Origin of the sequence: Hydrogenophaga sp. BPS33, from assembly GCF_009859475.1 — a bacterium.
Lineage (GTDB): Bacteria > Pseudomonadota > Gammaproteobacteria > Burkholderiales > Burkholderiaceae_C > Hydrogenophaga.
Genome location: NZ_CP044549.1, coordinates 1,377,986 through 1,400,894 on the forward strand (window position 1 = coordinate 1,377,986; position 22,909 = coordinate 1,400,894).

Consider the following 22,909-nt stretch of genomic DNA (forward strand, 5'->3'; position numbering starts at 1 on the left):
ATCAGCGCTTGGGCTTCTGGAAACGCCACCAGGGCAGGGCCTGCGTGAGCGACAGCACCTCGCCCGGCCGGTTCGCGCCATAGCCCGGCAGCCGGCCCAGAGCCTGGGCCCAGGCGGGGGAGGCCAGGCGTGCGCGCAACTGGCGTAGCGCCGGGGTTTCCAGGTCGTCTTTCAGGCACAGCAGGTAGTAGTTCTCGTCCACCAAGGCAGAGAAGGCCAGGCCCGCCTCGGCGGCCGCAGCCTCGATGCCGATGCCCACGTCCGCCGCGCCCGATGCGATGGCCGCGGCCACGGCCACGTGGGTGTCTTCGGTGCAACTGGTGTAGCCCGGCACCTGCTCGGGGCGCAGGCCCGCTTGCGCCAGCAGGTGGTCGGTGAGCAGCCGCGTGCCCGACGCCGGCTGGCGCGAGACGAACCGCCAGTGGCCTTTGCGCAGCGCCTGGATGTCCTCGGGCCGCGTGTCGCCGGGCCGCCAGATCCAGCCCTGGCGCCGCCAGTGGCTGCCGATGAGCTTGTGCCGGCCCGGCTGCAACAGCGGGCGCAGAACCGTGGCCATCACACTGTCTGTTGCGGCGGCGCGCGCCACGTGAAAGCCCGCCACGCGGCAGCGCCCATCGTTGAGGGCGCGCAAGGCCTCCTGGCTGCCCGCGAAGCGCAGGCCGATGTGCAGGCCGTCGCGTTCCTCGGCCAGCGTCTGCAGTTGCGGCAGCGCCAGGTCGTGGCTGGCGAAGATCTCCAGCACCTGCAAGGTGGCGTCGTCGGCCAGCGCGAACACGCGCGCCAGCTCGGCGCGCAGCGCCTCCACATGCGGCGTCATGCGCACGCGCGCCTGGCGCTCGGCCCACATGAGGCGCTGGGCAAACGGGGTCAGCCGCGCATGGCGGCCCTGGCCCCAATGCACCAGCGGCTCGCCCAGCACCTCTTCCCAATGCTTGAGCGAACCCCAGGCGTGGCGGTAAGAGCTGTTCTGCGCCCGCGCGGCCGCGCTGATCGAGCCGTGGGCCTGCAAGGCGAAGAGCAGGTCGAAGAGCGGGTTCTCGATCTGCGCGCCCTGCTGTTGGGTAGCGTCGGTGGTTTCGAAGGTGTAGCGCAGATGGATGCCGCGCGAGGCACTGGGCATAGGTCGGAGCAGAGAGCGAGGCGCCAGGCCCCGGGGTGGGTCGTGCGGATCATATCGACCCGCTCCAGCCCGGCGCGCGGCGCGGTGCGTCCCGCAAAGGCCCGGCCGCTCACGCTCACTGTGTCGCGTTCGGGAAGAACAGCTGCTCGCCGCCGATCTTGTAGGCCGCGATGGCCGACTGCCCGGTGGGCGATACCACCCAGTCGGCGAAGGTCTGGGCCAGCGCCTTCTTCACGTGCGGGTGCTTGACCGGGTTCACCACGATCACGCCGTACTGGTTGAACAGCTTCTTGTCACCCTCCACGACGATGGCCAGATCGCCACGGTTCTTGAAGTTGAGCCAGGTGCCCCGGTCGGACAGCACATAGGCGTTGGTGGACGAGGCGATGTTGAGCGCCGGTCCCATGCCGCAGCCACACTCCTTGTAGCCCGCGGGCTTGGCCGTGGCCAGGTCGATCCCCGCGTCCTTCCACTGGCGCAGCTCGGCCGAGTGCGTGCCGCTCTTGTCGCCGCGCGAGACGAAGGGCGAGCCCTTCTCGCCCAGTCGCTTGAGGGCATTGGCCATGTTGTTGCCGCGCGCGCCGGCCGGGTCGGCCTTGGGTCCAATGAGCACGAAGTCGTTGTACATCACCGCGCGGCGTTCGAGGCCAAAGCCTTCGGCGACGAACTTCTCTTCGGCGGGCTGGTCGTGCACGAAGAGCGCATCGGCATCGCCACGGCGTGCCATGTCCAGCGCCTGGCCTGTGCCCACGGCCACCACGCGCACCTCGATGCCCGAGGCCTTGGTGAACTCGGGCAGCAGGTGCTTGAACAGGCCGGACTGTTCGGTGGAGGTGGTCGAGGCCAGCACGATGAACTTGTCTTGTGCCTGGGCCAGCGGCGCGAGCAGCAGCGCTGCAACGAAGGCCAGGAGGGTGGAGCGTGTGCGCAGGTTCATGGTGGTGTGGAGATGGGAGGATCGGAGGGGCAGGGCGAAACCATTCTGGCAGTCCCCTCCCGCTCAAGCTATATGAACGCTTGAGCATAGGTTGCGGTGGCGCGTGGCGCGCGTGCCGCCTCTCCCCTTCAAACGGGGCCGGTGTCGTGGGCTTCGGTGTCGACGCGAAAGCCGAGCTCGCGCAAGGCCTTGCGCGCGGCCTCGGATTGCAGCAAGGCGATGAACGCCTGCACCGGCGCGCGTTCGAGACGCGCCTTGGGCACCACGAAGTCGTAGCGCTCTTCCTGGATCGGCGTGAAGCCCAGGCCGTACGGGTGCGCCACCGTGTCGATCGCCACCCCCCAGTCCGCACGGCCTTGCGCAATGGCCACCGCCACGGCGTTGTGCGACTTGGTCTGCACGCCATGGCCCGGTGGCCGTGCGTCCCCGAGCAGGCGGTCGATCAGAATGCGTGTGCCGCTGCCAGCGTTGCGGTTGACCATGGTGCAGGTGGGGTCCGCGAGGGCTGCGGCCATCGCGGATGCCACGTCGCGCCCTTCGAAGCGCGCATCGCCTTGGCGGTACACCAGGCCCTGCATGCGGCCATAGCCGGGAATGAGCTCGAGTGCGGGTGTGAGCAGCGGCCGGTTGTAGACCCCCGTGGCCGGGTCCATCAAATGGATGCCCGCCACGTCGCACTCGCCGCGCTTGGCGGCCATCAAACCGCCGGTGCTGCCCACGCTCATGGACTTGATGCGCACGCCCTGACGCATCAACGCGCCGGCCAGCCAGTCCAGCCCCACGCAGTGGCTGCCGATCAGAATGAGGTCTGCCGCGTCCAGGCCCTTGCCGAGCAATTGCACCTCGACCGGTGCGCCCGCTTCGAGCATCTCGGTGTGTTGTCCGATGGTGATGAACCCATCGGCCATGCTGAAGGTGGTCACCGAACCCGAGCCCTTGCCCATGGGGTACGCGGTGAGGCCTTCGGGGCCGGGGACCAGGCCCACCAGCAGGTACTCGGTGCGGCCGCGTTCGGAGTTGATGCGCATCGGCAGCGTGGCGGCCTGGTGTTCGCGCGGCGGCTGCAGGGGACGGCCGGCGAACGCGCGGATCACCGGCGCGAGGAACTCGTGAAACGTGAACACCGCCGACGTGGGGAAACCGGGCAGGATCACCACCGGCTTGCCCTGCGTCACGGCCAGGCACACCGGCTTGCCCGGCTTGAGTGCCACGCCGTGCGCGACCACGCCAGGGTCGGTGAGCGCGCCCACGACACGGTAGGACAGATCGCCTTCGCCCTTGGACGTGCCACCCGAGAACACCACCGCGTCGTGCGCCAGGCCGCGCTGCAACGCCGACCTCAGCGCGGCCTCGTCGTCCGGTACCACGCCCAGGTGCACCGGCGTGCCACCGAGCTCCTCGATGGCGGCGCCGATGATGGCGGCGTTGGAGTCGTACACCGCGCCGGTGGGCAAGGGCTGGCCCGGTGCGACGATTTCATTGCCGGTGGAGAACACGGCCACGCGCGGCTTGCGGTAGACGCTCACCTCGGCCAGGCCCAGGGCCGCCAGCACGCCGATCTCGCGCGAGCTCAGCGGCTGGCCGGCGCGCAACACCGTTTCGCCACGCGCGATGTCGCTGCCCGCGTAGCTGACGTTCTCGCCCGCCGTGGCGGCGCGCCGGATCTGCACGCGGCCATCGCCCGCGAGGTCGGTGTGTTCCACCATCACCACCGCGTCCGCGCCGCGCGGCAGCATGCCGCCGGTGGCGATGGTGCTGGCCACGCCGCTGAACACGGGCGCGCGCGGCACCACACCGGGCGCCAGCACATCGTCGGTGAGCGAGAGCTCGCGCTCCTGCTCTTCCATCGCGCCCCAGGTGTCGGCGGCCTGCACCGCGAAGCCGTCGACGTTGGAGCGGTCGAAGCCGGGCACGTCGATGGGTGCGGTCACGTCCACGGCCAGCACCCGGCCCAGGGCCTGCACCAACGCAAGGTTTTCCTTGCCCAGCGGGGTCAGGCTCAAGTGTTCGCGGAAACGCTGCTCGGCCTCGTCCCGCGTGACGACGTGGAGGAATTGCGATTGGGCTTTCACGGGTTCTCGTAGAGATGGACGGTGACGTCGGAGCCGGGGCCATGGCCTTCGCTTTCGGCGGGCACGACCACGAAACCATCGGCACGGGTGGTGCTGCTCAGCATCGACGCGCCCGAGAGCGCAAGCGGCTCCAGGCCTTCGTCGCCCAGCTTCACGCGCACATAGTCGACGCGCCCGACCTGCGAGACGATCTTGCGTGCGACCGTGGCTTGCGTGCGCCGATAGGGCCAGTCGGCGGGCCGGCCACCGAGCAGGCGGATGGCGCGGCCGGCAAAAAAATCGTAGGCACACAGACACGACACCGGGTTGCCCGGCAACAGGAACACCAGCGTGTCGCCCACGCGCCCCATGCCCGCCGGGCTCGAAGGCCGCATGGCAATGCCATGGATCGCAAGTTCACCGGCCTCGGCCAGCAAGCGCGGCGCATGGTCTTCCGCGCCCACGCTGGAGCCGCCCGAAATCAGCACCACGTCGGCCCCCACCGACGAGAGCGCGGCGGCGATGGCTTGCGGCTCGTCGCCCAGGCGCAGGTGCGATTCGATCGTGCCGCCATCGCGCTCGACCAGCCCGCGCAGCATCATCGAGTTCGCGTCGTAGATTTCGTGCGGGCGTTTGGGCTCGCCAGCGGCGCGCACTTCGTTGCCCGTGACCAGGAGGCGCACGCGCGGCCGGCGCACGACCTGCAGATGCGTGAGGCCGAGCGAGGCGGCCAGGCCCGCGTCCTGCGGGCGCAGCCGCCGCCCGGTGCGCAAGGCCGTGGCGCCCAGGGCGATGTCTTCGCCCACGTGGCCCACGTGCTGTCCCGGCGCCACCGCCCGGGTGATGGTGAGCACACCGTCCACCTCGCTCGCGTATTCGGCCGGCACCACGGCGTCCACGCCCTGTGGCACCGGAGCGCCGGTCATGATGCGGACCGCCGAATGCGGTGCGACCGCGCCCTCGAAAGGCCGGCCGGGAAACGCGGCACCCACCACGGGAAATTCGATCGGGTTGTACTCGCCCGCGCCGGTGGTTTCGTGCGCGCGCAGTCCGTAGCCGTCCATGGCCGAGCGGTCGAACTCCGGCACGGCCATGGTCGCGGTGACATCGGCGGCGAGCACGCGTGCGGTCACGCGCTCCATGGGCACGGACTCCGCAGGCAGCGTGCGCGCGCTGTGGTCGATCCAGGCCAGTGCCGTGGCCACTTCCACGCGTTGCGCGAAGCCGCGCATGCGCACATCGGACGGGGCAGGGGAGGAGGGCATCGGGCCAGTATAGGGGCCATGCCGAACCCGCACCTCAGGGTTTGATGGCCACCTTCAGCACCCCATCGCGCTGGTGGGCGAAGAGGTCGTAGGCGGTCACGATGTCTTCCAGCCTGTGGTGGTGCGTGACCATCAGGCCCAGGTCCACCCGGCCCGAGGCCAGCACATTCATCAGTCGGCGCATGCGCTCCTTGCCGCCGGGGCAGAGCGCCGTGGCGATGCGGTGGTCGCCCAGGCCGGCCGCGAAGGCCGACAGCGGGATCGTCAGGTCGCCCGAGTAGACGCCCAGGCTGGACAGCGTGCCGCCCGGTTTGAGAACGCGCAGAGCGGACTCGAACGTGGCCTGCGTGCCCAGCGCCTCGATCGATGCATCCGCGCCGCGTCCGTTGGTGATCTTCATGACCTCGTCCACGACATCGCAGCGCTGGAAGTTGAGCACGACATCGGCGCCCAGCTGCCGGGCGATCGCCAGTCGGTGGTCGTTCCCGTCCACCCCGATGATGGTGGACGCGCCGAGCAGCCGCGCGCCGGCGGTGGCGCACAGACCGATCGGCCCCTGCGCAAACACCACGACGGTATCGCCGATGCGGATGTTGGCGTTTTCCGCGCCCTTGAAGCCGGTGGACATGATGTCGGGGCACATCAGCACCTGCTCGTCGCTCAGGCCATCGGGAATGGGGGCGAGGTTGGCTTGCGCATCGGGCACCAGCACGTATTCGGCTTGCGTGCCGTCGATCAGGTTGCCGAACCGCCAGCCCGCCGTGGCCTTGAAGCCATGGCAGCCGCACAGCCCCTGGGGCACCAGGTAGCTGCCGTCCTGCGACGGTGCGCCATCCTGCGCCGCATAGGAATTGAAGTTGGGGCAGATGGCGCCGGCGATCACGCGCTGGCCTTCGGCGTAACCTTGAACCGCGCTGCCCAGTTTCTCGATCACGCCCACCGGCTCGTGTCCGACAGTGAGCCCCTTGGCCACCGGGTACTCGCCCCGCAGGATATGCACATCGGTGCCGCAGATCGTGGTGGTGGTGATGCGGACCAGCGCATCGTTCGGCCCCACATCGGGGATGGGTTTGTCGACGACTTCGATGCGGTTCTTGTCGACGAATACCGCGGCTTTCATCAAGGAGACCATGCGAGCTCCTGCAAGGTGGGCGTGGGGTTCAGTATCCCGGCCGTACAGCGGAGGTCCCTTGACGCAGATCAAGACGGGCGCGAGGGCGTGGGCCCATCATGAAACCCTGCCCGCGCTGGAAGACGCGGACCGACCACGCATCCTCCTCACCAGAACCGCATGCCAACGTTGATCTCTCTGGGCGGGGCCGGCACCGTCACCGGCTCCAAGCACCTGCTCACCCATGGCGACACACAGCTGCTCGTCGACTGCGGTCTCTTCCAAGGTTTGAAGAACCTGCGCGAGCTCAACTGGGAGCCCTTGCCGGTGGACCCGCGGTCCATCGATGCGGTGGTGCTCACGCACGCGCACCTGGACCATTCGGGCCATCTGCCCAAACTCGTGCGGGACGGGTTCACCGGCCCTATCTTCTCGACGCCTGCGACCGCCGCCGTGGCCGAGCTGATCCTGGAAGACAGCGCCCATCTGCAGGAGAAAGATGCCGAGTTCGCCAACCGCAAAGGTTTCTCCCGGCACCATCCTGCCTTGCCCTTGTATGGCGTGCGAGAGGCGCGACGCGCCCTGCGGGCGTTCGAGCCGGTGCCGCTGCACACGCCAGTGGCATTGCTAGGTGGGGCGACACTGGTGCTGCGCGGAGCCGGCCACATCCTGGGCGCGTCGACTGCGCAGATCGACATCGGCGGGCGGCGCATTGTCTTCTCGGGCGACCTTGGCCGCTATGGCGATGCCGTGATGAAAGACCCCGAGCCCGTGCCCGAGGCGGACTACGTGGTGATCGAATCCACCTACGGCAACCGGCGGCATGAGGACGTGGACCCGGTGGAGGCACTGGGCGCCGTGGTCGAGCGCACGGTCCGAAGGGGCGGCACGGTGGTGATTCCGGCGTTCGCGGTGGGCCGCGCGCAGTCGTTGATCTACCACCTTTGGCAGCTCCGGCAGGCCGGGCGTTTGCCCCACACAGCGGTTTACCTCGACAGCCCCATGGCGGGCAGCGCCAGCCAACTGCTGCACGACCACCCGCGCGACCACAAACTCAAGACCCGGGACTACGAAGCCGCATGCGGCGCAGTGACCTACGTGCGCGATGCGGATGCATCCCATGCCCTGTCGTCCAACCGCTATCCCAAGGTGATCGTCTCCGCCAGCGGCATGGCCACGGGCGGGCGCGTGCTGCACCACATGGTCGCCTTCGGAACGGACCACCGCAACACCATCCTGTTCTCCGGCTACCAGGCGGCGGGCACGCGCGGGCGCGCCCTTCTGGAGGGCGCGCGCGAGGTGAAGATCCACGGCCAATGGATCCCGATCCGTGCGGAGGTGGCCGAGCTGCCGATGCTGTCTGCCCACGCCGACAGCCACGAACTGCTGCGTTGGCTGGGCGGTTTTCGCCGGGAACCGCAGAAGGTCTTCATCGTGCATGGAGAGCCCGATGCGTCGGAAGCGCTGCGCGTGCGCATCGAACGCGAATTGGGATGGGCGGCGGTGGTGCCGCGGCAGGAGCAGGTGTTTCGTCTGTAGACGGAGGCGGCACGGCCGAGCTGCAACCCTGAGTAGAAGCTCCACAAACGTTCTTCAAACCACGGGCCGTTCGCGCCGCCTAAAGTTCTTTCACAGCGCGCGAAGAGGTGCCATGCCGGCACCGCGCACGCCGGAGAACGAGACCGATGGCAAGCTGGCGCGTGGTCGTCACCCAACGCAATTTCGATGCGCAGACGCGCGAGCACCTCGCCGCCCACGGCTGCAACGTGGTCGAAGCCGAACTGCCCGCTGGCCAGGCCGATGCGGATCTGGACGAAGACACCCTGGCGCACCTGCTGCAAGGCGCGGCGGGCTGGATCGTCGGCCATGCGCACGTCACCGACCGCCTGCTGGCCCGCTTGCCGGCGCTGCAGGTGATTGCGCGGCGCGGCGTGGGCTACGAACGGGTCGACACCCAGGCCGTCGCACGCCATGGCAAAGTGGCCACCATCGCCATCGGCGGCAACGACGCCTGCGTGTCCGACCACGCGCTGGGCTTGATGCTGGCCGTGGCGCACCGCCTGCGCGAAGGCCAGCAGCGGTTGGAAACCGGCTCCTGGGCGATCCCGCTGGGCAGCGACCTCTACCGCAAGACGGTGGGCGTGGTGGGCCTGGGGCGCATCGGGCGCGGCGTGGTGCAGCGCCTGCGCGGTTTCGAATGCCGCGTCCAGGTCTGCAGCCCGCGCGTGGATGCGGCCTGGGCGAAGAGCCAAGGCGTTGACGTGGTCGCGCTGACGCAACTGCTGGAAACCTCGGACATCGTCACGCTGCACGCGCCCCTCACGCCCGACACCCGCTTTCTCATCGACGCCGCCGCGCTGGCGCGCATGAAGCCCAACGGCATCCTCGTCAACACCGCGCGCGGTGGCCTGGTGGAAGACCGGCACCTGCTCGCGGCGCTGGAAGCCGGCCGCTTGCAAGGCGCGGGGCTCGACGTGTTCGTGAGCGAGTCCGACCCGGCCTATGCCGAGGTGACGCGCGCCCTGGTCGCGCGGCCCGATGTGGTGGCCACACCCCACGCCGGCGCGTCCACGCGCGAGGCGCTGGACCGCACCAACCGCATCGCGGCCGAGTCGGTGCTTGCGGTGCTCGAAGGCCGCGCGCCGCGGCCGGAATGCGTCGTGGCCGATGGCCGAAACACACATGAAAAAAACCAAGGCCGACTGGCGGCCTGACACCCGAAGGAAGACAAGCAGATGACCGAGCAAGTGAAGATCCTGGTGCCCTCGGGCGCCCTGGGCGCGGGCAACAACCGCGCGCCCGAGCCGTTCGACCGCGGCGTGCGGGAAAAGCCCGACGTGATCGCGGTCGACGCCGGCTCGACAGATTCCGGCCCGCACTACCTGGGCTCGGCCAACCCAAAACCCTCGCGCGCTGTGCTGCGCTCGGAGCTGCGCCAGCTCATGGTCGCGCGTGCCGAACTCGGCGTGCCCCTGATCGTGGGCAGCTGCGGCACCTCGGGCGCCGACAACGGCGTGAACATCATGCGCGACATCTGCGCCGACATCGCCCGCGAACTCGGGCAGACGGTGCGCGTGGCCTGCCTCTACAGCGAGCAATCGGCCGACACGGTGAAGCAGGCGCTGCGCGAAGGCCGCATCCGCGCGCTCCAGCCCGAGCGCCCGATCGACGAAGCGCTGATCGACCGCTGCAGCCACATCGTCGGCCTCATGGGCGTGGAGCCCATCATCCACGCGCTGGAGCAGGGCGCAGACATCGTGCTGGCCGGACGCACCACCGACACCGCGCTGATGGCAGCGGTGCCCGTCATGCGCGGCCTGCCCGCAGGTGCGGCCTGGCATGCCGCCAAAACGCTGGAGTGCGGTGCGCTGTGCACCACGGCGCCCACGGTGGGCGCGGTGTTGGCCACGGTCGATGGCACGGGCTTCACCATCGAAGCGCTGTCCGAAGGCGGGCGCGCCACGCCGCGCACGGTGCACGCCCACATGCTCTACGAGAACGCCGACCCCTTCGTGCTCACCGAGCCCGGTGGCGTGCTCGACGTGACCGATGCCACCTACACTGCGCTGGACGAACGGCGCTGCCGCGTGGAAGGTTCGCACTGGCTGCCGAGCCAGGCCTACACCATGAAACTCGAAGGCGCGGCGCCGGCCGGTTACCAGGGCGTGATCCTCAACACCATCCGCTCGCCGCGCTACATCCAGCGCTTCGAGGAATGGATCAGCACGCTGGAGGCGCGGGTGCGCAAGACCATCGAGGCCCGCCTGGGCCTGAGCAGTGCCGACTACCACCTGCAGTTTCGCGCCATCGGCCGCGACGGCACCCTGGGCGCACTCGAAACCCAAACCGATACGCAGCCCTTGGAAATCGGCGTGATGGGCATCGTCACCACACCCGACGCGGCACGAACGAAGGAAGTGCTGTCCATGCTCAATTCGCCCATGCTGCACTTCGCGCTTCCCGACGACGAGGAGATGCCCACGCACGCCTTCCCGTTCTCGCCCGCGTCGATGGACCGTGGCGTCGTCTACGAGTTCGTGCTGCACCACGTCATGACCGTGAGCGACCCGATCGCGGCCGTGCGCTTCAACCTTGAAACCCTGGGAGTCCCCGCATGAACGGCAGCACCACCGGTTACCACATCCGCTCCAAGAACGCTGGCCCCTTCTGGCTCACGGTCGACATCTTCTGCGACGATGCGGCCACCTACCAGCGCCTGTGCCGCGACGCGCGCCTGGCGCACGCCACCATCGGCACGCTGCTGCGCACCGACACCCCGAGCATCAAGACCTTCCACATCGACGCGCTCAACGTCATCAAGATCAGCCTGCCGCGCCCCGTGGTGCAAGGCGCGCTGGACGACCGCGACATGCACGGCGCCGCCTGGGCCAACCTGGTGCGCGAATCGCTGGCCGCGTAGTGCGTACCAAGACCCTTCAAAGAAACCCGGAGACAAGCCCATGACTTCCCCTCTCGCATCCCCGCAACGCCGCCGCTTGATGCTCGCCGGCACCGCCGCGCTGCTGGCCGCGCCTTCGCTGCGCGCGCAAGGCAGCTACCCGAACAAGCCGGTGCGCGTGATCGTGCCGAGCTCGCCCGGCTCCTCGCAAGACCTGGTGGCGCGCCGCATCGCCATACCGCTGGCGCAGAGCCTGGGCCAGCCCGTGGTTGTGGAGAACGTGGCCGGCTCCGGCGGCATGATCGGCACCGCGCAGATCGTGCGCGCGCCCAAGGACGGCTACACCATCGGCGTGATCTCCAGCAACTTCAGCATCAGCCCCTACCTGTACCGCCAGCCCTTCGACCCGATCAAGGACGTGACCCCGGTGGCCATCCTCACCTCGGGCGCCAACGTGCTCATGGCCAGCCCCAAGCTGGAAGCGAAGAACCCGGCCGAACTGTTCGCGCTCGCCAAGACCCGCACCGGCGACAAGACCCTGACCTACGCCAGCGCGGGCGTCGGCTCCACCCCGCACCTGGCCGCGGCGATGATGGAAATGATGGCCGGCATCGACCTGCTGCACGTGCCCTACAAAGGCCTGGCCTACCAGCCCGACCTGATCGCCAACCAGATCGACATGGGCTTCATGCCGCTGCCCGTGGCCGTGCCCCTGGTGCGCGCCGGTACGCTGCGCGCGCTGGCCGTGACCACCTCGCAACGCGTGCCCACCTTGCCCGACGTGCCGAGCTTTGCCGAGTCCGGCCTGCCGGGCTACGAGTTCGCGGGTTGGAACGCCGTCATCGTTGGCGCGGGCACGCCACCCGCGATCGTGCAGCGCCTCAACAAGGAAGTGCTGGCCGCGCTGCGCACGCCCGACGTGATCAAGTACGCCGAGAACCTGGGCTCGCGCCTGGTGGGCGGCACGCCCGAGGAAGCCGCGCGCTGGGTGGCGCGGGATCTCGATGTGCTGGGCAAGCTCGCGCACCGCATCGGGCTCAAGCCCGAGAACTGAAGCCTCGACACAAGGACGCCATCCAATGACCGACCGCCGTGCCATGCTCGGCGCACTCGTGGGGGCCGCCGGTGCGTCCCTCGCGGGCTGCGCCAGCCCGTCGCCTGCCGCGCCAGCCGCTGCCGCCACGAAGACCGCGCTGTACCGCAACGTGGGCGATGTGCTCGAACATTTTGAAGTCGATGCCGACGCCGCCACGCTCACCCGCCGGGGCGTGGTGCGCCTGCCGGCCGGCCTGCAGTACGCCTGGCCCCACCCTTCGCGCCAGGTGCTCTACGCCACCTCCAGCAACCGCGGTTCCGACCTGCCCGGCGAAGTGCACCACCTGAGCGCCTTGCGCATCGACCCCGTCACCGGCGCGCTGCAAGCCCTGGGCGCACCCGTGCCCTTGAAGGCGCGCTCGATCCACATGAGCGTGGACCGCGAAGGCCACTTCGTGCTGGTCGCCTACAGCGAGCCGGCCGGCGTGTCGGTGCACTGCATCGAGGCCGATGGCCGCATCGGCGATGAAGTGGCGCAGCCCGCCGCGCTCCAACTGGGCATCTACCCGCACCAGATCCTGGCCGCCCCCGGAAACCGCAAGGTGCTGCTGGTTTCGCGCGGGCACAACGCCCACGGCGGCAAACCCGAAGACCCGGGCGTGCTGCACCTGCTGCGCTTCGAGAACGGCGTGCTCACGCCCCTGCAGTCCGTGGCGCCCAACGGCGGCTACGGCTTCGGTCCGCGCCATCTCGACTTTCATCCCACGCAGCCCTGGGTGTTCGTGTCGCTGGAGCGGCAGAACCGGCTCGACGTGTTCCAGCTCGACGGCGAACGCCTTTCCAGCGCGCCGCTGTTCAGCCGCAGCACCCTGGGCCAACCCGACCAAGTGCGCCCGCGCCAGTTGCCCAGCGCGATCCACGTTCACCCCAACGGCTCGGTGGTCTACGTGGCCAACCGGGGGCTGGCGACCGAGCCCTTCAACGGGCGCAACGTGTTCCAGGGCGGCGAGAACACCATCTCCGTTTTTGCGATCCACCCGCGCACCGGTGAGCCCACGCTCATCCAGTCCATCGACACACGGGCCTACCACGTGCGCACCTTTGCGCTGGACGCCAGCTCGCGCCTGCTGGTGGCCGCGTCGATCGCACCCATGAACGTGCGCGAAGGCGACCGCGTCACGGCGGTGCCCGCGAGGCTCTCAGTGTTCCGTGTGCTCGCCGATGGCCGTCTGGAATTCGTGCGCACCTATGGCGTGGCCACCGAGAAGAACTTCCAGTGGTGGATGGGCATGGTGGGCTTGCCGGCCGTTACGTGAGAGGTGCGATTCGGCAAAGACGTGCACGCGCTATGCTCAAACGTCCCAGCAAGGCGCGCCCGCCGGCATGAAGCAACTTGAATTCACCACCCTGAAACTGTTCGCGGCCGTGGCTGAGAGCGGCAGCGTGTCGGCCGCTGCCGAGAAGAGCCACCTCACCATTGCGGCGGTGAGCAAGCGCATCCGAGACTTGGAGCAATCGGTGGGCAGCCAGCTCTTCCTGCGCCACGCGCGCGGCATGACGCTCACCCTGGCCGGCCAGGCCTTGCTGAAATACGCGCGCGAAATCGTCTTCACTGTCGACCGCATGGAAGGCGAGCTGCGCCAGATTGCCAAGGGCCTGGTGGGCACGGTGCGCGTGGCGGCGGCCGGATCGGCCATTGCGCATTTCCTGCCCGAAGACCTCAAGCAGTTCGCCGACCGGCACCCCAACGTGGCGATCGACCTGTCGGAAGAGTCCACCAGCGACGAGGTGCTGGCCGCGCTGGTGGAAGGCCGGGTCGACATCGGCATTCTGTTCGGCCCGTTGGACAACCCCGCGCTCACGGCCTACGAATACCACCGCGACAGCCTGTGCCTGGTGGTGCCGCGCGGCCACGCCTTGGCGCGTTTTCCCAAAGTGCGCTTTGCCGATGCGCTGGTTTACGACTTTATCGCGCCCGCGCGCCGCAGCTCCGTCATGCAGATGCTGCTGGCCCACAGCGGTGGCGCGCTCAAGACGCGCATCCACGTGCGCAGCAACGACGCCATCTGCCGCATGGTCGGCGCGGGCATGGGCGTGGGCATCTGCCCCACCGAATCCGCGCGCGGCTACCGCCGCCCGCACGAGATTCGCTTTCTCGAACTCGACGAACCCTGGGCCCAGCGCCAACTGGTGATCGCCGTGCGCGCGCCCGAACAAGGCCTGTCGGGCGCGGCCCAGCTCTTCCTGGCGCACTGCCGCGACATGGCGCAGCAAGATCGCGAAGCCTCCGCCCCCGTGGCGCCTGCACCATCTTCTTCTTCCGCCAAACCTGTTCGCTGACATCACCGCACCATGACCCGTTCGCCCGACACGACCGCCCCGCGACCCGAAGGCGATTTCGGCCTCATCACCGACCTCGTGCGCGCCCACGCGGCGCAACGCCCGCAAGCCCTGGCCCTGCGCGACGACCGGCGCACCATGACCTACGCCGAGCTCGACATGCTGATGGACCAGGTGGCCGGCAGCCTGCAACGCAGCGGCGCGGCACCGGGTGACGCCATCGCCATCTGCGCTACCAGCTCGGTGCGCTACGCCGCCGTGTTCCTGGGCGCCTTGCGCGCGGGCCTGGCCGTCGCACCCCTGGCGCCCAACACCACCCCGGCCAGCCTGGCCCGCATGCTGCAGGACAGCGCCGCGCGCGTGCTCTTCGTGGACGCGTCCACCGCCGCACAGACCGCAGCAGGGCAGGGCCTGCCCGATGGCTTTGAGCGCATCGCACTCGACCCCGTGGAAGGGGCCGGCGATGGTCCGCGCGTTTTCGAAGACTGGCTGCAAGCCGATGCGCTCCCTGCGCCCGTCGAACTGCGGCCCGACAGCCCTTTCAACATCCTCTATTCCTCGGGCACCACGGGCGAGCCCAAAGGCATCGTGCAGCCGCACGGCATGCGCTGGGCGCACGTGCGGCGCGTGGCGCGCTTCGAGTACGGCCCGGACACGGTGTCGCTGCTGTCCACCCCGTTGTATTCGAACACCACCCTGGTCACCTTCTTCCCCACGCTGGCCTACGGCGGTTGCGCGGTGCTCATGGCCAAATCCGACGCCACGCGCTTCCTGCAACTGTCGCAAGACCTGCGCGCCACCCACGCCATGCTGGTGCCCACGCAATACCAGCGCCTGATGGCGCACCCCGAGTTCGACAGCTACGACCTGTGCAGCTACCGTTACAAGTTCAGCACCAGCGCGCCGTTCTCGGCGGCGTTGAAAGCGGACGTACTGCGGCGCTGGCCCGGCGGCCTGGTCGAGCAATACGGCATGACCGAGGGCGGTGTGTCCTGCATGCTCGAAGCGCACCTGCACCCCGACAAGCTGCACACCGTGGGCCGCCCCATTGCCGGTTGCGACGTGCGCCTGATCGACGAAGACGGTCGCGAGGTAGCGGCAGGCATGGCCGGCGAAATCGTGGGCCGCTCCGCCGGCATGATGAGCGGCTACCTGAACCTGCCCGAGAAGACGCGCGAAGCCGAGTGGTTTTCTTCGGCGGGGGAGCGCTTCATCCGCACCGGCGACATCGGCCGTTTCGATGCCGACGGTTTTCTTTCGCTCATCGACCGCCGCAAGGACATGATCATCAGCGGTGGCTACAACATCTACCCGAGCGACCTCGAAGCCGTGCTCGCGCAGCACCCGGCCGTGGCCGAGGCAGCGGTGGTGGGCGTGGCGAGCGAGGCGTGGGGCGAAACGCCGGTGGCCTTTGTGGTGCTGCGCGAGGGAGGCTCACACCCCGATGAGGCGGAGCTGCTGGCCTGGGCCAATGCGCGGCTGGGGAAGACGCAGCGCATTGCGGCGTTGCGGTGCGTGGAGCGATTGCCGCGCAGTGAGATTGGGAAGGTGCTCAAGCGGGAGTTGCGGGCGGGGTTTGTTGCGCGGGATTCTGCAATCAGCCCCTTGCGCGAGGCTTCAGGCGAAAGCTGATGCCAAGCCGGTTGATCGCGTTCATGGCTGCGATGGTCAGGGTGAGGTCCACTAGGTCTTTCTCGCCGAACACAGCGAGCGCGGCGGCGTAGGCTTCGTCGGATGCGTGGGTTTCGCTCACGCGTGTGACCTCCTCTGACCACGCGAGCGCGGCGCGTTCTTGCTCGGTAAAAAGATACTGGGCTTCGTGCCAGACAGGGATCAGCACCGTCTTGTCGACCGACACACCCTCCTTGAGCAGGTCGCGGGTGTGAATGTCGATGCAGTGGGCACACCCGTTGATCTGCGATACGCGCAGGAAGACGAGATGAATGAGGGTGCTGGGCAGGTTCGTCTCGTTGAGGACATAGTGATGCAGACCGCCAACGGCCTTTGCACCTTCCGGGGAGACGGCGAACCAATTCGCGCGATTCATGACGCTTCATCCTTTCTAGATGGGGTTTTCGACGGCCGGGGATTTGGCCTGTCCCATTCAAGACGGATGACGCCCGCGTGTTGTGACAGATCGGGAGAGGTCTGCTCGCAATAGCAACCGCTATCGCGAGCAATTTCAGAACGTCTTGTTCACCATCACCGCCAAGCTGTCGGCCCGCGTCTTGCTGGTGCCGGTGTAGCTGTACTGGTAGTACAGGTCGATCACCACGGCGTTGCGGAACTGGTAGCTGCTGCCCAGCGCCAAGCGTGCGGTGTTGCTGTTGTTGCGCGTGCCGTCGATCTGGTAGACCACGCCGGGGAGCCGGTTGACAAAGCTCATCTGCGCCACGCCCGTCTTGGCGAAGTCGTGCAGGTATTCGACGCGGACGTAGGGCCGCGCCACGGTGCCGCCTTGCAGGAATACCGTGGTTTCACCGCGCACGCCCAGGGCCAGGCTGGTGGTGGGAATGTCTTGTGCCGAATAGTGCAGGTCGAACGGGCCGCCGCCGTTTTCGGTGGTGGCTTTCAATCGGGTCCGCACGAGATCCAGGCGGGCGTATGGCGCAATCAGCATCTGGCGGCCGCCCATTTCGAACTCGTGGTCGTAGCCGCCGGTGAGCGAAGAGAACCATTGCGAGCCCGAGCGCTTGGAGTAAGCCATCAAGCCGTTGCCGGTGACGAAGCGCCGCGCATCAAAGCTCAGGCTGCCGTAGCCGAGCAGGCCGTCGATGAAGAAGCCGTCGGCCGGCTGGTAGCTGCCGTAGACGCTCAGCGAGTAGCTGTCGCCCTTGCTGCGTGTGCCGTTGCTGCCGATCTTCTGGCGTTCGTACGCAATGCCGCTGCCCACGCCCAGCACCAGCTTGTCGCTGAAGCGCCGGTCGGCGCCCACGGTGATGCCGGCGGTGCTGAAGCGCGAATCGATGTTGCCCTGCTTGCCCAGGTTGACGAGGCCCGCGCTCCACACGTCGACCCCCGTCCCCATCACGTTCTGCTGCGTGCTGTTCAACGGTATGCCGGAGAGCAGCTGCGAGCCGGACGTCTGCGCCACACGCGGATCGGTGGTGCCCTGCATGGCCAGGGGAGAGAGGCGCGGGTGGGTCCCCACCGTGCCGCCCATGCCCATGCCGGTGCCACCGTCGCTCCCGAGGCCCAGCGTGTTGCGCGGTTGGCCGCGCCCTTGCGGTTCACCCGGAGCGAAGGCGCCGGTGTTGGTCGACACCGGCTTGCGCCGATGCAGGCTCTCCAGGCGGTTCTGGACATTGGCCGTCTGCGCGGCCGCAAACCGTCGCGCGGTATCGGCTTGTGCGGTGAGCAGGCCGATCACTTCCGCGTCCTTGTCCGGATCCGGGCTGCAGGTGTTGGTGCCGATGGCGATGCAGCCGGGGCCGTTCATCGTCAATGTGAAAGGCTGTGAGCCCACGTTGGGGATGTTGAAAGCGATCAGCACGCTGTATTGCACGCCGGGCTGCAGGGTCAGGCCGATGCCGCTGAAGGTGGAGGTGAAAGGTGCTGCGCCTGTGGAAAGTGACGAAACCAGGAAGCGCGAATAGACGGACGGCCCGCACGGCGTGGTGGAAGGGGTGAACGTTCCCTGCAGGAAATAGGTGGTGTTCGCCGTCGTCGGCGTGACGACGCTCGCCGTGTAGGTGCCTGCGGTGTCCACCGTGAAGGTGTACAGCTTGTAATTCCATGTGCCGGAGTTGCACATGTTGAAGTTCGTGTTGTCCGTCCCGGCGATATTGGGCGTTTGGGTGATCGCCGCTGCTGCTTCCGCATTGCCGGTAATGGTCACCTTGGCGGCCATTGCCGGCGCGCTGACGGCCAGCCATCCTGCCCCGGCGAGCAGCAGCCCGCTCAATAGACGCGCCAGGCGCCCTCCACGCTGGTCATTCCTCATCATCTGGATCTCATGGTTGTTGGTACTGGGGCAGGCGCACGGGTGTGGGCCGCGTCGGCGAGTCTAGCGACCGATGCGGTGCATGTTCGCGGCGAAATGCACCCGGAAATGGGGGCATTTCTGAGACGCCTGCCGGCGGGATCACTCAAAGTGATCGCGACGACCAAAAATGGGTAGTTGGACGGGGCGCAGGGCCAGTTCGATAGTCCATGTGCAGGAAAGCCGTGCAGGCGGCCCAAGCCTCTGCGCGCCTCCCATAAATCACATATCTGCGGAGTTGCCGCGACACGTGCGTTTGTCTGGTGATCGCGCATGGCCTTGCCCTACGATCGTCCGTTGATGAGCCTTCTTGGGAATTTGGAGCTGCGATGGAACGCATCGGACATGTGGGTCAGAAGACGAGAACGCGCCGTTTCGACGAAGGAAACTTTCGCGGCTACACGGACTATCTGATCGAGAGCGAGCCTGGCGCGCGCCCGGCGCCGCAGGCCTTCCTGGTGCACCAGGCACCCGAGTGGGTGTTGCCGCCGCATTTCCACCTGGAAGAGCAGTTCCAGGTGGTCACGGGCGGGTCGGGCACGCTGGGCAAGCACGCTGTCGCGCCCATCACGGTGCACTACACCTCGCGCGAGACCGGCTACGGGCCTCTCGTCGCGGGGGGCGAGGGCCTGGACTACCTGTCGCTGCGCGCGGTCACCGACCCGGGCGCCTGGTACATGCCCGAATCGCGGGGAAAGATGCGTCCCGGTTTGCGCAAGTGGCAGACCACCATCGGGCCGATCGCGGTCGGGAGTCTCGATGTGTCGCGCGCCGTGTCCCCGGGCGATGTCGAAGTCCTCAGCGCACCCGATGAACATGGCCTGGCCATCTGGTTGCTCCGGCTGCCGCCCGACGGCGCGACGACGGCGCCACCGCAAGCCCTGGGCGGTGGCCGTTTCCATGTGGTCGTGGGCGGATCGCTGAACGCCGCGCACGAAAGCCTGGGCTACGGCGCGGTCGTGTGGCGCGACGCCGCCGACGCGCCCTTGCACCTGCGCGCCGGCGCACAAGGCCTTGCCTTGCTGGTCCTGCAGTTTCCCGCGCAGGCGCTGGAGCCCGAGCCGCGCCGCATGGACGACGCCTGATTCCTCGACGCTTCTCATCCACATCACCGGTGCCCTGGAGGCACCTTCTCTTCACCTCAAGGAAACCCATGGATTACGCCCAATACCAATACCTCAAGATCGATGTCGACGCGGATGGCATCTGCACCGTCACCATGAACCGGCCGGAAGCGATGAATGCCGCGGGCGGCCCCATGCACCCGGAGCTCGAGCGGATCTGGCTGGACATCAACGAAGACCCGCGCGTGAAGGCCGTGATCCTGACCGGCGCCGGCCGGGCGTTTTCCGCTGGCGGCGATTTGAAAGGCATGGCGCAACGCCTGGGCACGCCCGAGAACCTCAAGCACGGCATGGAGGCACCGGCGCGCACGCGCCGCCTGTGGCAGAACATGCTGGAACTGCAACCCCCGCTGATCGCCGCGATCAATGGCGACGCCATGGGCCTGGGCTGCACGCTCGCGCTGTTCTGCGACATCACCGTGATCTCGCAAGAGGCCCGCATCGGAGACACCCACGTCAAGGTCGGCCTGGTGGCGGGTGACGGTGGCGCGGTGATCGTGCCGCTGCTGGTCGGTGCGGCCAAGGCCCGCGACCTTCTGATGCGCGGGCGCGTTCTCACCGGGCAGGAAGCCTGCGACATCGGCCTGGTGTGCCACGCGCGGCCGAAAGACCAGGTGCTGGAGGAAGCGCGCGCGATCGCGCTCGAACTCGCGGCATTGCCCAAGTACGCGGTGGCGTGGACCAAGCTGTCGGTCAACAAGGCGGTGAAAGAGCGCCTGAACATGGTGATCGACGCGTCGATGGCGCTCGAGATGCTGACCATGAACAGCGGCGACCACGCCGAGGCGGTGCGGGCTTTCGTCGACAAGCGCAAGCCGGTTTTCAAGGGCGACTGAGCCGCGTCTCTCTGGAGCAACCACGGCATGGACCCGAACCCGTACAGCCTTGAGCGCCTCCAGGATCGGGCCATGATCCAGGATGTGATCTACCAACTGTGTCGCGCCGTGGACCGGTGCGACACGCAGGCCATCCGCGCGGCCTATCACCCGGACGCCACCGACAGCCACGGTGCGTACGTGGGCGGCGTGGAAGGCTATGTGCGCTTTTCAGAGGAACGGAACAAGACGATTCCATACTCCATGCACCACGTCAGCAACCTGCTGATCGAATTCGCCGGCGACGACCTGGCGCTGGTGGAATCGTATTTGTGGAGCGTGCAACGCTATTCGCCGGAGAGCGCGGCGAGTTTCGCGCAGTTCGCGGGGCCCGAGGCGGCGCGCGAGGTGGCGAGCAAAGGCATCGACTCCTTCGGCTGCCACCGCTACGTGGACCGGTTCGAGCGCCGCGACGGGCGCTGGCGCATTGCCTACCGCACCGTGGTGTTCGACTGGCGCACCTTGCTGCCCCTGCCCGAGCAGGTCCCGGCGTTTCAATCCGACTGGACCGTGGGGCAACGCACCCCACAAGACTGGCTGCTGCGCCAGCGCGAGGCCATGGGGCTGCCGCCGTACCGCGGCTGAAGAACCGTCAGCGGGGCACCTGGATGCTGTGGCGCAAGGGCGCGTAGCGCGCCTCGATGCCGTGCATGCCGGTTGGTGGCAGTGCGTTGGCGAACTGGCGGTCCAGCGCCTCGGCGATGCGCGCCGCGTCCCACGCGGGGTGCTCCATCACCGGCAGCGTGACGGCCGGATGGCTCATCAGCTGGAGCTGTTGGCCATGCACGCGGAACACCTGGCCGTTGACGTGGCGAGAAAGCGGCGAGAGCAGGAACGCGACCACCGGCGCGTTGCACATCGGATCCACGTGGGGCCGACGGTCGATCAACTGGCCCTGTTGGCGCAGGTAGTCGTCGGTGGTGTGCGACATGGCCGTGGTCGCCACCGGCGAGAGCGCGTTGACGCGAATGCCGTGCGCGGCGCCGTCCATGGCCCAGGCATAGGTGAGCGAAGCCACGCCGCCCTTAGAGGCCGCGTAGGCACCGCCCGCCGCCATGCCGGCCTGCGTGCCCGAGGACACGTTGACGATGGCACCATGCCCCTGGCGCTGCATGTGCGTCAGTGCGTGAACGCCGCTGTAGTAGGTGCCCAGCAGGTTGACTTCGAGCAGGCGGCGCGCGCGTTCGCCATCGGTTTCTTCCCACGGGCGCGCGAGGTACATGACGCCGGCGAGGTTGACCAATCCGTCGATCTGCCCATGTTCGGCCACACAGCGTTCGATGGGTTCGCGGGCGGACGCCCATGAGCCCACGTCGCTCGCGCTGGCCGTGACCCTGTGGCCCTCGGCGCGCAGCGACGCGGCGAGTGGCTCCACGGCCTGCGCGTCCCGATCGGCGACCACCAGCGTCGCGCCCACGCCCGCCAGGTACCGGGCCACTGCCGTGCCGATGCCGCCGGCCGCGCCGGTGATGACGATGGACTGGTTCTTCAGGAGATCGCGGTTCATGGGGGCAAGCGTAGGGCGCGCAGCGCGAGGTGCGCAAGGCGGCGGCTCAATTCATCACGGACGTGTTGATGCCTGGACCTGCGAGGCCCCTGCCATCGGGGTATGAACTCCAACCTTCAGGTCGCGCGATGATCGGTGCAACGCCTGCGTCGACGTCGAGGCCCTGGACGGCCTGGTGCGGTATTCAGCGCGCTCAGGTGCCCTGTCACAGCGGGGGCTGTAGACCGCGGTCAGACAACGAAGAGCCCCCGAGTGGCAGAGGCCACCTGGGCGCTGTCTTGCCGAATGCAGGTCAACCCCAGTTTGGGCGCGTGGCCGGTAAACGGCAGCACGGCAATGCCCAGGTCGCCCATCGACCATTGAACCTCGCGCAAGGCGCCGTCGTCCAACCGGATCACACCTTTGAGGCGCAGCAAGGAGCCGCCCTGCAATGCATCAACTTGCGTGTGCAGTGCCGCGAGTGTCAGGGGTGCGTCCAGCGGCACGAAGTGGGCCGAGGTGCCATGGTCCGGTGGCATATGGGCGAGCCAGCGGGGCGTCGGCGTGTGGGGCTGGGCCGTGACCATGGCCAGGGCGCTGCGCCAGTCCAGCGAGGCGTTCCTGGACAAAGCGATGGCTGCGCGCGGATTGAGTGAATGTAGCGCGCGCTCCACGGCGGCGCCGTCGGCCCGATCGCATTTGGTGACGATCAGTGCGTCCGCAGCACCGACCTGCGCCACCGCTTCCGGGTGCGCTTCGATCAGGTCCAAACCGGCCACCGCGCTGACCGCGGTGAAAACACCCGCCAGTTGGTAGCGTTCGCGCAGCAGGGGGACCGTGTCGAAGGCAGCGACCACGGGGCGAGGATCGGCCAGGCCGGTGGATTCGATCACGACCGAGCTGTAGGTGGGGCGGCGCCGGTGCAGACGGTCCCACCAGAGATCGGAAAGAGCCTCTTGCAGCCCGGGCAAGCCGGTGCAACAGATGCACGCGCTCGAGATCAGCGACGCGCTGTCGACCGCCTGGCCCAGCAAGCTGTCGTCCAGGCCCACCTCGCCGATCTCGTTGACGATCAGCGCAGCGTCTTGCAGCGCCGCGTCGCGCAACCACGAGCGCAGCAGGGTCGTCTTGCCGCTGCCCAGGTAACCCGTCATCAACCAGACCGGGATGCGTGTGGCCTTCAT

20 protein-coding genes are annotated in these 22,909 nt (G+C 68.2%); 11 read left to right on the plus strand and 9 right to left on the minus strand.

Annotation, left to right across the window (positions count from 1 at the left end):
- Position 1: 1 nt before the first annotated feature.
- The 5 genes from F9K07_RS06510 to F9K07_RS06530 all read right to left on the minus strand — a co-directional run bounded on the left by F9K07_RS06510 (position 2) and on the right by F9K07_RS06530 (position 6,505).
- On the minus strand, positions 2–1,120 hold the full coding sequence (locus tag F9K07_RS06510) for a substrate-binding domain-containing protein (RefSeq protein ID WP_159590526.1): 1,119 nt from the start codon (positions 1,118–1,120) through the stop codon (positions 2–4).
- Positions 1,121–1,235: 115 nt separating this feature from the next.
- The gene (locus tag F9K07_RS06515) at positions 1,236–2,057 is read right to left on the minus strand and encodes a substrate-binding domain-containing protein (RefSeq protein ID WP_159590528.1); all 822 of its coding nucleotides are present in this window, start codon (positions 2,055–2,057) and stop codon (positions 1,236–1,238) included.
- A 128-nt stretch (positions 2,058–2,185) separates the two neighbouring features.
- On the minus strand, positions 2,186–4,129 hold the full coding sequence (locus F9K07_RS06520) for a molybdopterin biosynthesis protein (protein WP_159590530.1): 1,944 nt from the start codon (positions 4,127–4,129) through the stop codon (positions 2,186–2,188).
- Positions 4,126–5,373, minus strand: a complete 1,248-nt coding sequence (locus F9K07_RS06525; RefSeq protein WP_236581814.1) for a molybdopterin molybdotransferase MoeA — start codon at positions 5,371–5,373, stop codon at positions 4,126–4,128. Before F9K07_RS06525 ends, F9K07_RS06520 begins: the two co-directional genes overlap by 4 nt.
- Before the next feature lie 34 nt (positions 5,374–5,407).
- The gene (locus F9K07_RS06530; protein WP_159590532.1) at positions 5,408–6,505 is read right to left on the minus strand and encodes an NAD(P)-dependent alcohol dehydrogenase; all 1,098 of its coding nucleotides are present in this window, start codon (positions 6,503–6,505) and stop codon (positions 5,408–5,410) included.
- A gap of 159 nt (positions 6,506–6,664) precedes the next feature.
- Here F9K07_RS06530 and F9K07_RS06535 point away from each other — a divergent pair, with 159 nt between their 5' ends.
- The 8 genes from F9K07_RS06535 to F9K07_RS06570 all read left to right on the plus strand — a co-directional run bounded on the left by F9K07_RS06535 (position 6,665) and on the right by F9K07_RS06570 (position 15,890).
- Positions 6,665–8,023: an MBL fold metallo-hydrolase RNA specificity domain-containing protein gene (locus F9K07_RS06535; protein ID WP_159590534.1), complete on the plus strand. Its 1,359-nt coding sequence runs from the start codon at positions 6,665–6,667 to the stop codon at positions 8,021–8,023.
- Between the two features lie 146 nt (positions 8,024–8,169).
- Positions 8,170–9,198 (plus strand): phosphoglycerate dehydrogenase, encoded by a 1,029-nt coding sequence (locus F9K07_RS06540; protein WP_159590536.1) that lies wholly within the window; start codon positions 8,170–8,172, stop codon positions 9,196–9,198.
- Between the two features lie 21 nt (positions 9,199–9,219).
- Positions 9,220–10,602, plus strand: coding sequence for an acyclic terpene utilization AtuA family protein (locus tag F9K07_RS06545; protein WP_159590538.1), 1,383 nt, complete (start codon positions 9,220–9,222; stop codon positions 10,600–10,602).
- Positions 10,599–10,904 (plus strand): DUF4387 family protein, encoded by a 306-nt coding sequence (locus F9K07_RS06550; RefSeq protein ID WP_159590540.1) that lies wholly within the window; start codon positions 10,599–10,601, stop codon positions 10,902–10,904. Before F9K07_RS06545 ends, F9K07_RS06550 begins: the two co-directional genes overlap by 4 nt.
- Positions 10,905–10,944: 40 nt before the next feature.
- Positions 10,945–11,937, plus strand: coding sequence for a Bug family tripartite tricarboxylate transporter substrate binding protein (locus tag F9K07_RS06555; protein ID WP_159590542.1), 993 nt, complete (start codon positions 10,945–10,947; stop codon positions 11,935–11,937).
- Positions 11,938–11,962: 25 nt separating this feature from the next.
- Entirely contained in the window at positions 11,963–13,234 is a 1,272-nt protein-coding gene (locus F9K07_RS06560; RefSeq protein WP_236581816.1) for a lactonase family protein, read from the plus strand.
- A 67-nt stretch (positions 13,235–13,301) separates the two neighbouring features.
- Positions 13,302–14,258 (plus strand): LysR substrate-binding domain-containing protein, encoded by a 957-nt coding sequence (locus tag F9K07_RS06565; RefSeq protein WP_159590544.1) that lies wholly within the window; start codon positions 13,302–13,304, stop codon positions 14,256–14,258.
- 12 nt (positions 14,259–14,270) lie between these two features.
- Positions 14,271–15,890 carry a class I adenylate-forming enzyme family protein gene (locus F9K07_RS06570; protein ID WP_159590546.1) on the plus strand — a complete coding sequence of 540 codons (1,620 nt, stop codon included), beginning with the start codon at positions 14,271–14,273 and terminating at the stop codon, positions 15,888–15,890.
- Here the strand turns inward: F9K07_RS06570 and F9K07_RS06575 are convergent.
- Together F9K07_RS06575 and F9K07_RS06580 are read right to left on the minus strand one after the other, a co-directional pair.
- The gene (locus tag F9K07_RS06575; RefSeq protein WP_159590548.1) at positions 15,856–16,305 is read right to left on the minus strand and encodes a carboxymuconolactone decarboxylase family protein; all 450 of its coding nucleotides are present in this window, start codon (positions 16,303–16,305) and stop codon (positions 15,856–15,858) included. The two genes, F9K07_RS06570 and F9K07_RS06575, sit on opposite strands and share 35 nt — an antisense overlap.
- Before the next feature lie 135 nt (positions 16,306–16,440).
- Positions 16,441–18,204, minus strand: a complete 1,764-nt coding sequence (locus F9K07_RS06580; RefSeq protein WP_159590550.1) for an autotransporter outer membrane beta-barrel domain-containing protein — start codon at positions 18,202–18,204, stop codon at positions 16,441–16,443.
- A 365-nt stretch (positions 18,205–18,569) separates the two neighbouring features.
- Here F9K07_RS06580 and F9K07_RS06585 point away from each other — a divergent pair, with 365 nt between their 5' ends.
- The 3 genes from F9K07_RS06585 (at position 18,570) to F9K07_RS06595 (ending at position 20,824) form a co-directional block, all read left to right on the plus strand.
- Complete coding sequence (locus F9K07_RS06585; RefSeq protein ID WP_159590552.1) at positions 18,570–19,325, plus strand: hypothetical protein; 756 nt, start codon at positions 18,570–18,572, stop codon at positions 19,323–19,325.
- A 68-nt stretch (positions 19,326–19,393) separates the two neighbouring features.
- On the plus strand, positions 19,394–20,200 hold the full coding sequence (locus F9K07_RS06590) for an enoyl-CoA hydratase/isomerase family protein (protein ID WP_159590554.1): 807 nt from the start codon (positions 19,394–19,396) through the stop codon (positions 20,198–20,200).
- A gap of 27 nt (positions 20,201–20,227) precedes the next feature.
- A complete protein-coding gene (locus F9K07_RS06595) occupies positions 20,228–20,824 on the plus strand; it encodes a nuclear transport factor 2 family protein (protein ID WP_159590556.1) in 597 nt (198 codons plus the stop codon).
- 7 nt (positions 20,825–20,831) lie between these two features.
- On the opposite strand, the gene F9K07_RS06600 is transcribed toward F9K07_RS06595, so the two are convergent.
- Positions 20,832–21,746 carry an SDR family NAD(P)-dependent oxidoreductase gene (locus F9K07_RS06600; protein ID WP_159590558.1) on the minus strand — a complete coding sequence of 305 codons (915 nt, stop codon included), beginning with the start codon at positions 21,744–21,746 and terminating at the stop codon, positions 20,832–20,834.
- A gap of 230 nt (positions 21,747–21,976) precedes the next feature.
- The gene (locus F9K07_RS06605) at positions 21,977–22,909 is read right to left on the minus strand and encodes a CobW family GTP-binding protein (RefSeq protein WP_159590560.1); all 933 of its coding nucleotides are present in this window, start codon (positions 22,907–22,909) and stop codon (positions 21,977–21,979) included.

Coding starts and splice junctions, on each gene's coding strand:
- F9K07_RS06510 (WP_159590526.1), bottom strand. CDS start 1,120: ATGCCCAGTGCCTCGCGCGGCATCCATCTGCGCTACACCTTCGAAACC.
- F9K07_RS06515 (WP_159590528.1), bottom strand. CDS start 2,057: ATGAACCTGCGCACACGCTCCACCCTCCTGGCCTTCGTTGCAGCGCTG.
- F9K07_RS06525 (WP_236581814.1), bottom strand. CDS start 5,373: ATGCCCTCCTCCCCTGCCCCGTCCGATGTGCGCATGCGCGGCTTCGCG.
- F9K07_RS06530 (WP_159590532.1), bottom strand. CDS start 6,505: ATGGTCTCCTTGATGAAAGCCGCGGTATTCGTCGACAAGAACCGCATC.
- F9K07_RS06535 (WP_159590534.1), top strand. CDS start 6,665: ATGCCAACGTTGATCTCTCTGGGCGGGGCCGGCACCGTCACCGGCTCC.
- F9K07_RS06540 (WP_159590536.1), top strand. CDS start 8,170: ATGGCAAGCTGGCGCGTGGTCGTCACCCAACGCAATTTCGATGCGCAG.
- F9K07_RS06545 (WP_159590538.1), top strand. CDS start 9,220: ATGACCGAGCAAGTGAAGATCCTGGTGCCCTCGGGCGCCCTGGGCGCG.
- F9K07_RS06550 (WP_159590540.1), top strand. CDS start 10,599: ATGAACGGCAGCACCACCGGTTACCACATCCGCTCCAAGAACGCTGGC.
- F9K07_RS06555 (WP_159590542.1), top strand. CDS start 10,945: ATGACTTCCCCTCTCGCATCCCCGCAACGCCGCCGCTTGATGCTCGCC.
- F9K07_RS06560 (WP_236581816.1), top strand. CDS start 11,963: ATGACCGACCGCCGTGCCATGCTCGGCGCACTCGTGGGGGCCGCCGGT.
- F9K07_RS06565 (WP_159590544.1), top strand. CDS start 13,302: ATGAAGCAACTTGAATTCACCACCCTGAAACTGTTCGCGGCCGTGGCT.
- F9K07_RS06570 (WP_159590546.1), top strand. CDS start 14,271: ATGACCCGTTCGCCCGACACGACCGCCCCGCGACCCGAAGGCGATTTC.
- F9K07_RS06575 (WP_159590548.1), bottom strand. CDS start 16,305: ATGAATCGCGCGAATTGGTTCGCCGTCTCCCCGGAAGGTGCAAAGGCC.
- F9K07_RS06580 (WP_159590550.1), bottom strand. CDS start 18,204: ATGATGAGGAATGACCAGCGTGGAGGGCGCCTGGCGCGTCTATTGAGC.
- F9K07_RS06585 (WP_159590552.1), top strand. CDS start 18,570: ATGGAACGCATCGGACATGTGGGTCAGAAGACGAGAACGCGCCGTTTC.
- F9K07_RS06590 (WP_159590554.1), top strand. CDS start 19,394: ATGGATTACGCCCAATACCAATACCTCAAGATCGATGTCGACGCGGAT.
- F9K07_RS06595 (WP_159590556.1), top strand. CDS start 20,228: ATGGACCCGAACCCGTACAGCCTTGAGCGCCTCCAGGATCGGGCCATG.
- F9K07_RS06600 (WP_159590558.1), bottom strand. CDS start 21,746: ATGAACCGCGATCTCCTGAAGAACCAGTCCATCGTCATCACCGGCGCG.
- F9K07_RS06605 (WP_159590560.1), bottom strand. CDS start 22,909: ATGAAGGCCACACGCATCCCGGTCTGGTTGATGACGGGTTACCTGGGC.